This is a genomic window from Lutibacter agarilyticus (genome assembly GCF_900188235.1).
GTDB lineage: Bacteria > Bacteroidota > Bacteroidia > Flavobacteriales > Flavobacteriaceae > Lutibacter > Lutibacter agarilyticus.
Genome location: NZ_FZNT01000016.1, coordinates 1 through 7,206 on the forward strand (window position 1 = coordinate 1; position 7,206 = coordinate 7,206).

Annotated in this window: 6 protein-coding genes; 3 read left to right on the forward strand and 3 right to left on the reverse strand. The window is 30.9% G+C overall.

Features of this window, described 5'->3' with window-relative positions; translation table 11 throughout:
• Positions 1–216: 216 nt before the first annotated feature.
• On the forward strand, positions 217–921 hold the full coding sequence (locus tag CHB67_RS16920) for an ATPase (RefSeq protein ID WP_089382995.1): 705 nt from the start codon (positions 217–219) through the stop codon (positions 919–921).
• Positions 922–1,007: 86 nt separating this feature from the next.
• Here the strand turns inward: CHB67_RS16920 and CHB67_RS16925 are convergent, their stop codons facing one another.
• The 3 genes from CHB67_RS16925 to CHB67_RS16935 all read right to left on the reverse strand — a co-directional run bounded on the left by CHB67_RS16925 (position 1,008) and on the right by CHB67_RS16935 (position 5,156).
• Complete coding sequence (locus CHB67_RS16925) at positions 1,008–1,934, reverse strand: ROK family protein (RefSeq protein ID WP_089382996.1); 927 nt, start codon at positions 1,932–1,934, stop codon at positions 1,008–1,010.
• A 283-nt stretch (positions 1,935–2,217) separates the two neighbouring features.
• Positions 2,218–3,657: a sulfatase gene (locus CHB67_RS16930; RefSeq protein ID WP_089382997.1), complete on the reverse strand. Its 1,440-nt coding sequence runs from the start codon at positions 3,655–3,657 to the stop codon at positions 2,218–2,220.
• Positions 3,658–3,719: 62 nt separating this feature from the next.
• Positions 3,720–5,156: a sulfatase family protein gene (locus CHB67_RS16935; protein WP_089382998.1), complete on the reverse strand. Its 1,437-nt coding sequence runs from the start codon at positions 5,154–5,156 to the stop codon at positions 3,720–3,722.
• A gap of 576 nt (positions 5,157–5,732) precedes the next feature.
• Between CHB67_RS16935 and CHB67_RS16940 the strand changes: the two genes are divergently transcribed.
• Positions 5,733–6,734 (forward strand): GntR family transcriptional regulator, encoded by a 1,002-nt coding sequence (locus CHB67_RS16940; protein ID WP_089382999.1) that lies wholly within the window; start codon positions 5,733–5,735, stop codon positions 6,732–6,734.
• Positions 6,735–6,781: 47 nt separating this feature from the next.
• Positions 6,782–7,206 (forward strand): (Fe-S)-binding protein (locus tag CHB67_RS16945; RefSeq protein WP_141119744.1); only part of this gene is annotated, 425 nt, incomplete at its 3' end.

The following is a 7,206-nucleotide window of genomic DNA, read 5'->3' on the forward strand; positions in this document are numbered from 1 at the left end:
TACTGTAATTCCTGTGTTGTCTTTTCATAATTCAAAGTTAATTTATGTAACTCTAAATCTCGCATCTTTATGTCCAGTCTAATATAGGAAGTCCAGTCCTTTTTTGATTCGTTTTTTGGACAAGCAACTGCGAAGCACATCACGATTTCCAATAAAAAATAAGAAAGGGATGAGTAAAAAATGAATAAGAATAATTAAATAACCAAAAAAACCACTATGAACTCAACACCACACATAAAAACAGAAGGAACCTCCAAATTCCAAATCGGAGAAATCCGAAACAATACCATACACTACGATTTCGAAAAAATAAAAACCTACCTCAACATCAAAGGTCATATGCTATTCGGAAAAAACTTCAGAATCTACAAAGAAGACGAAGCTTTGCTCTTCAAACTATGCTCATACTTCATTCAAGACCATTACAGCTGCGCACAAATGGGAATCGACACCAGCAAAGGAATATTACTTTCGGGTCCTGTAGGGTGTGGTAAAACATCGCTAATGCAATTACTACTGCATTTAGCACCACACAAAACCACTTACGAAATCATTCCAACACGCAACATCGTATTCAGCTTCAATGCATCCGGATTTGAAACCCTGGTACAATATAACCAAACAAAAAACTACTGTTTTGACGATTTAGGTGTAGAACCTATCGGAGTTCATTATGCAAAAGACTGCAATGTACTAGGAGAAATCTTACTATCACGATACGATTTATTTACCCAAACCAGTCAAAGTCTTAGTCATAGTTTTAGTCATAGTCAAGGTCATAGTCATTCAAAAACCCACATCACCACCAACCTAAATACTAGGGAACTAGAAACCCGCTACGGAAAAAGAGTCCGAAGTCGAATGCGTTCTATGTTCAACCTCATCACCTTTGACGTTAACTCAAAAGATAAAAGAAGATAATCTAAAATTCAAATATACCATAAGGCATAAATGAAAAAAATTAATTTATGTTGATTAATAATTAGCGGAATCAAACTATTTTGACATTAACAAACTTTACTTTCTAACCCAAATACCCCAGCACCTATAAATCCTGCTTTATTCCCTAATTCAGCTTTTACAATTTTCACATTCTCAAAACATTCTTTCATTACATATTTTTGAACCTTTTGATTTATGATATCAAAATAGAATTCTCCTGCTTCTGATATTCCCCCACCTATCACAACTTTTTTAGGGTTGAAAACATTTACGAATCCCGCAATTCCCATTGCTACATAATCAGTAGATTTCCCTAATGCTTCAATAGCCTCTGATTCACCTTCCATATACTTTGAGATAATATGCTTCCCATCTATTGAAACATCCAATTCATTAATGCTTTTAGCTGCTTTATACATATTGATTAGTGCTGATGTAGAGGCTTTATCTTCCCAAGCAAAAATTGCATCATTCACAACTAAAGGAAAAGCTCCTAGTTCTCCACACAAACCAAATTGGCCTTGAAATAGTTTTCCATCAATAAAAATAGCACCTCCTATTCCAGTGCCTAAAGTAATAAACACAACTACATCTTTATTACTCCCTTCTGTAAATTTAAATTCACCTAGCCCCATCATATCTGCATCATTACCTACATAAGTTGAGAGTTTTAACTGTGTTGAGATAAATGATGCTATAGCGGTACCTTTCCAATTTTTTATATTTTTTGTTTCCCCTAGAACTATATCACGGTTTTTAATTAGTCCTGGTGTTCCAATTCCAATTGATTCAACCTCAAGTCCCAATTCCTTGGCTTTTTCAATACATTCTTCACACGCATTTAATATATTTTTCAAAACTTCTTTTGAGGATGATTTCGCATTTGATGGCTTTTTTGAATTCCAATACGCCTTCCCTTCAGAGTCAACCAATCCATATTTTATTGCCGTTCCTCCAAGATCAATTCCTATTCCTATCTTATGTTCATTCATATTTTTTAATTTTACTTCCAGAAAATTGTATAAAGTGCAACTAATATAATTATTACTGCAAACAACCCAATGTTAAATAATGGGCTTGTTTTAAACAGTTTTTTTGAAATTTCAGTACGTTTCTAATCATCTGTTCCTTTATGTTGGAAATAAGAAATTAATTCTAACACTACTTTCGACGAATTCATTTAATTATTCAATTCAAACAGTTTCCAATACTAAACTGTTGTGCTTATAAATTTTTAATTAAATAATGATGTGAGAAATCTAATACAAGAAACCGCTAATTTTTTTTGTTATGCTTTACGTAAGCATTTACTTTTTTTCTCCAGTCTACAATTAATTGTTTAAGTTCTTTGGTTTTTTCTGGCATTGATTCGGCAAGGTTAGTAGTTTCTCCTAGATCATTTTTAATATTATATAATTCTACATAGCCATCTTCATAAAAATCGAGTAATTTATAATCACCTTTTCTAACAGTTGTATTTGAAGTGTCACCGGTATTAATTGGTCTAGGAATTGGTGAGTGCCAAAAAATAGCTCTTTCTTCATTTTCAATTTTGTTACCCTTTAGAACTTCGCTAAAACTTACGCCGTCTATATACTGTTGAGGTTGAGGAGCTAAATTTGCCATGTCTACTAAAGTTGGGTAATAATCTGTTCCAGTAATCACAACATCAGTTGTTGAATTTTCTTTAGTAACTCCAGGCCATTTCACAAACATTGGCACACGAATACCACCTTCGTAATTATGACCTTTTCCAGCCCTTAACGGTAGGTTTGAAGTTGCAATTGGTCTGTTATTGCCTCTATTAGATAATCCACCGTGATCTGATGTGAAAACAATAATGGTATTTTCGTCTAAATTTAATTCTTTTAATACAGCATTCAGTTTTCCTAAACTTTCATCAATACTTTGAATCATTGCAGCGTACGTTACATTATCTTGATATAATTTAGTTTCACCAGTGTTTTTCCAAATAGTTGCAAATTCAGGGCCTTCAGGAACTGGATTTTCCTTTAGTTTCTGTTCATAAATTTTTTCAAGTTCTTTTTTTCCTTCAAAAGGAGTATGAACACCATAATGTGATAAGTACACAAAGAAAGGTTTATCTTTGTTTTCTTTGATGAAATTTACCGTCTTACGAGTTAAATGATCAGACAAATATTCGCCTTCAACGGCATCATCTAATCCTTCAATATTTTTTTCTTTACCATTACCACTTTTATTATTTTTTATTGTATTATATGGGTAGAAATAACTTTTTGGTGCACCCGCGTGGCCACCTCCAAAATTATAATCAAATCCTTCATCTTCAGGATAAACTTCATCAGAAGCTAAATGCCATTTTCCAGCAAAAAAAGTGACATAACCTTCCTGTTTAAAAGCTTTTGCAATACCAAATTCCGAAGATTTTAGTTTGCCAGAATCTTGACCTCCTTTTCCAGGAATTCCTTCTCTTGCAGGATATTTTCCAGTAATCATTGCAAATCTAGACGGGACACAACGCGGATGTGCGGAATAGGCTTGATTGAAACGCATACCTTCATGTGCAAGTTTGTCAATATTAGGAGTTTCGTAAAATTGACTTCCTTGATAACTTGTGTCCATCCAACCAAAATCATCTACTAAAAAGAAGATAACATTTGGTTGTTTCGTTTTATTTTGGGCATTGCAGGAAAACAATCCAGCAAGTATAAAAGTTAAAAATATTTTTTTCATTGGTTCATATTTTTTTTTTGAAATACACTACTGTAAAAAGTATTTCAGAGACTGTTTTTTTATTAATAATGAAGAATAAGATAATCCTCATCGTTTAAAGTGTTTTCTAGTTCCGTAGGTACTTTAATAAATTTTGATGATATGTCTAAACGATTATTAGCAGGTTTAAGAATAGGCATGTAATTATCTTCAACAAGAAAATCTTCTTGGTCATTCATCCATATATATAAATCTTTTATTAGCTCTTTCTTAATCTTTTGAAACGTTGGTTTTTTTGCCAGATTTAACATTTCAAAAGGATCATTTTCGATATCATACAATTCTTCATATGGAGTATCCTTAAATTTTTCAGCACCTCTCTTCAAAAATGCATTCACATATTGATTGTCTCCATAATTTTTTTCAACAACTTCAATAGAATTGAAATTTCTTATATACTTGTATTTTTTGCTTCGTATCATTCTTGATGGGAATACAGAAGCGCTTAGAATATTTTGATTACTTTGAACTCCGTAAACATATTCATGAATTGCTTTTTTTGAACCTTTTAAAGAAGGAAGAAAACTTTTTCCATCAATATTTTTAGGAGTTTTACCTCCTGCAATTTCAACAAAAGTAGGTAACACATCTGTATAGTGAATCATAACATTAGAACGTGTCTCGGGTTTAATTACTCCCGGCCAACGCACAACAAAAGGCACATTTAAACCACGATCGTAAACCGTGAATTTTCCAGTTTTACCATGGTCTGCACTATAAATAAAGATAGTATTTTCATCAAGGTATTTATCAACTAATTTTAAGACTCTTTCTAATTGGTTATTGTCTTCTTCTACATTTCTATAATAACCAGCTGTTTCCTTAACTTTATAATTTTTATCTTTATCAGTTTCATTGAAAGGATAAAATTTAAGGTCGTCAGCGGTTTTACCAACAACATCATAATAAGGAGAATGTGGTAAGTCTGAAGAGATAAACATACAGAATGGCTTATCAGCTGACTCGAAATAGTTTTCAATTTCGTCTATAGGTGCGTACGGCCTTACCTGTTCTTCTTTGTGTACGGGTCTCCATTCATGAGTCCAATCAAAAACTTCCTTTGGTTTAACATGACTTTTTCCTGCGAGAATAACATCATATCCCAAGGTCTCTAAATATTTACTAATGCCAACTTGTGTGTTTTTTGCTTGAATATGGTTTAAGAATACACCATTTTTTAAAGGGTAATTTCCGGTATATAATTGTGTACGGCTTGGAGCACATATAGATTGACCTGTATAGGCATTTTCAAATACAAGCCCTTCTTTTGCAAGGCGGTTAACTGCAGGTGTATTAATTTTATCATTCCCATAGCAACCGTAATCATATTTATCTTGATCGTCGGCCAGATAAAAAATTATGTTTGGTTGTTTTAATGCTTTTGTTTTCTGAGCTGTAATCGAAGAACTCATTGTTACTAACACGGTAAATAATAAGAATGTATAAATTTGTCTTTTCATGATTAAAATGATATTATTATAATTAATAAACGTATTGTATAACATTTCTTTAAAGATGTTATTAAAATCTAATGAGTTATTGTTAAGTTTTAAATAGATAAGATTATAATCCTATTGTTCTTATTTATAACTTCAATATCTTTTTGTAAAATTATTAATATTACATTTTTTAGTAAAGGATAGATGGTTATGAACAAGGGTGATATGTTTTTATTTTTGAAGAACGATAAAAAAACAGCTGAAAATTTTTAGGATTGTTTATAAAGTGAAATATAAGGTTCTATTTTTTTGTTAAAGCATTTAAATCTCACAGCGCATATCGAGATTGTTATTTAGCACCTTAAAATCATATAACCTTTTATAAAAAACATACATCCCTAAACAATTTCATAAAGGCTTCTATTTTTGTTGATGTAAGTTAATAGGTTGGTAATAAATGTATGATAGACTTTAAAATATCAAAAAATAGATTGCTGTAAATTGTTTTTATAGTGAGTATTCTTTTTTAAACCTCTAATTACTAGTTGATTTACTGTAAGTATTATAGTTCAGGTATTCATAATAAAGTAAACAAGAATGAATCAAATTACATTAAATATTATTGAACGTAGTGATATCCCTATGTATCAGCAGATTGTAAATTCAATTGTAAATTCAATTTCAAAAAAAGACTTATTGGTCGGTGATTTATTACCTTCTGTAAATAATTTGAGCAAAACACACGGAGTGTCAAGGGATACTGTTTTTAAGAGTTATACGATATTAAAAACAGATGGAATCATAAATTCGGCACGAGGTAAAGGGTATTATGTAACTAGTAATGTTAGAAGAGTTTTATTATTGTTAGACACCTTTAAATCTTATAAAGAAGTTTTATACGGTTCGTTTATTGATAATTTAGCTAAAAATGTTATTGTAGATCTTAAGTTTCATCACAATAATATTGATGAATTTAAATCGATTTTAAATATTAGTAAAGGAAAATATTACAAATACATTGTAATGAATATGGATCATAAGGATGTGCCGACTTTTATTTCCAAAATAGACAATGATAAATTGTTATTGTTAGATTGGAATATACACTCTAAAGTTGAAAATAATTTTGTTTTTCAAGATTTTGGAGCTTCATTTTATAACTGCCTAAAAGAATCTCATGAGTTATTTAGAAAATATAAAAGTATACAGTTTATCTACCCATCATACACCCATCATTCCATAGAAACGGTTAACTATTTTAAAAAATTTGGGGATACGTTCAATTTTAAATATAAAGTAATAATAGATGAAAAAAAAATAAAAATTGAAAAAAATGCAGCCTATATAAGTGTGAGTGATAGAGTTTTGGGTAAGTTTTTAGAACAATGTCGTGAGCAAGAATTTGAACCAGGAATTGATGTTGGTTTCTTATCCTATAATGAAACTCCAATGAAAAAATTTGTTTACAAAGGTATTTCTGTAGTTTCAACAGATTTTAAGGCTATGGGGATGAAAGCAGCTGAATTTATAAATTTAAATGAGGGTGAAAAAATGCAATGTTACATACCAACAAAAATCACACAAAGAGAATCTTTATAAAGTTCTTTTAATAAATAATTCATTAAAAGAAAAAAAGAAACAACCAAATGAAAGTAGGATTATTTATACCGTGTTATATCAATCAACTATATCCACAAGTAGCCATTGCTACCTTGGAATTATTAGAAAAACTAGGAGTTGATGTATATTATCCAACAGGACAAACGTGTTGCGGTCAACCTTTAGGAAATTCAGGATACGAGGAAGATTCAAAAGGTGCTTGCCAGGTTTTTGTAGAAAATTTTAAAGAATACGATTATATAGTTGGGCCATCAGGAAGTTGTATTTACCATGTAAAACATCATTTTGATATTTTAGAACAAACACCTGAAGTTGTAAAAGTGCGTAACAACGCTTATGAATTGTGTGAATTTATTGTGAAAGTATTGGGTAAAACTGATATTGGCGCTTCATTTCCGCATAAAGTAGGTTTACATAAAAGTTGTCATGGGTTGCGTGGCTTAAAATTGGG

Coding starts and splice junctions, on each gene's coding strand:
- CHB67_RS16935 (WP_089382998.1), bottom strand. CDS start 5,156: ATGAAAAGACAAATTTATACATTCTTATTATTTACCGTGTTAGTAACA.
- CHB67_RS16920 (WP_089382995.1), top strand. CDS start 217: ATGAACTCAACACCACACATAAAAACAGAAGGAACCTCCAAATTCCAA.
- CHB67_RS16925 (WP_089382996.1), bottom strand. CDS start 1,934: ATGAATGAACATAAGATAGGAATAGGAATTGATCTTGGAGGAACGGCA.
- CHB67_RS16940 (WP_089382999.1), top strand. CDS start 5,733: ATGAATCAAATTACATTAAATATTATTGAACGTAGTGATATCCCTATG.
- CHB67_RS16930 (WP_089382997.1), bottom strand. CDS start 3,657: ATGAAAAAAATATTTTTAACTTTTATACTTGCTGGATTGTTTTCCTGC.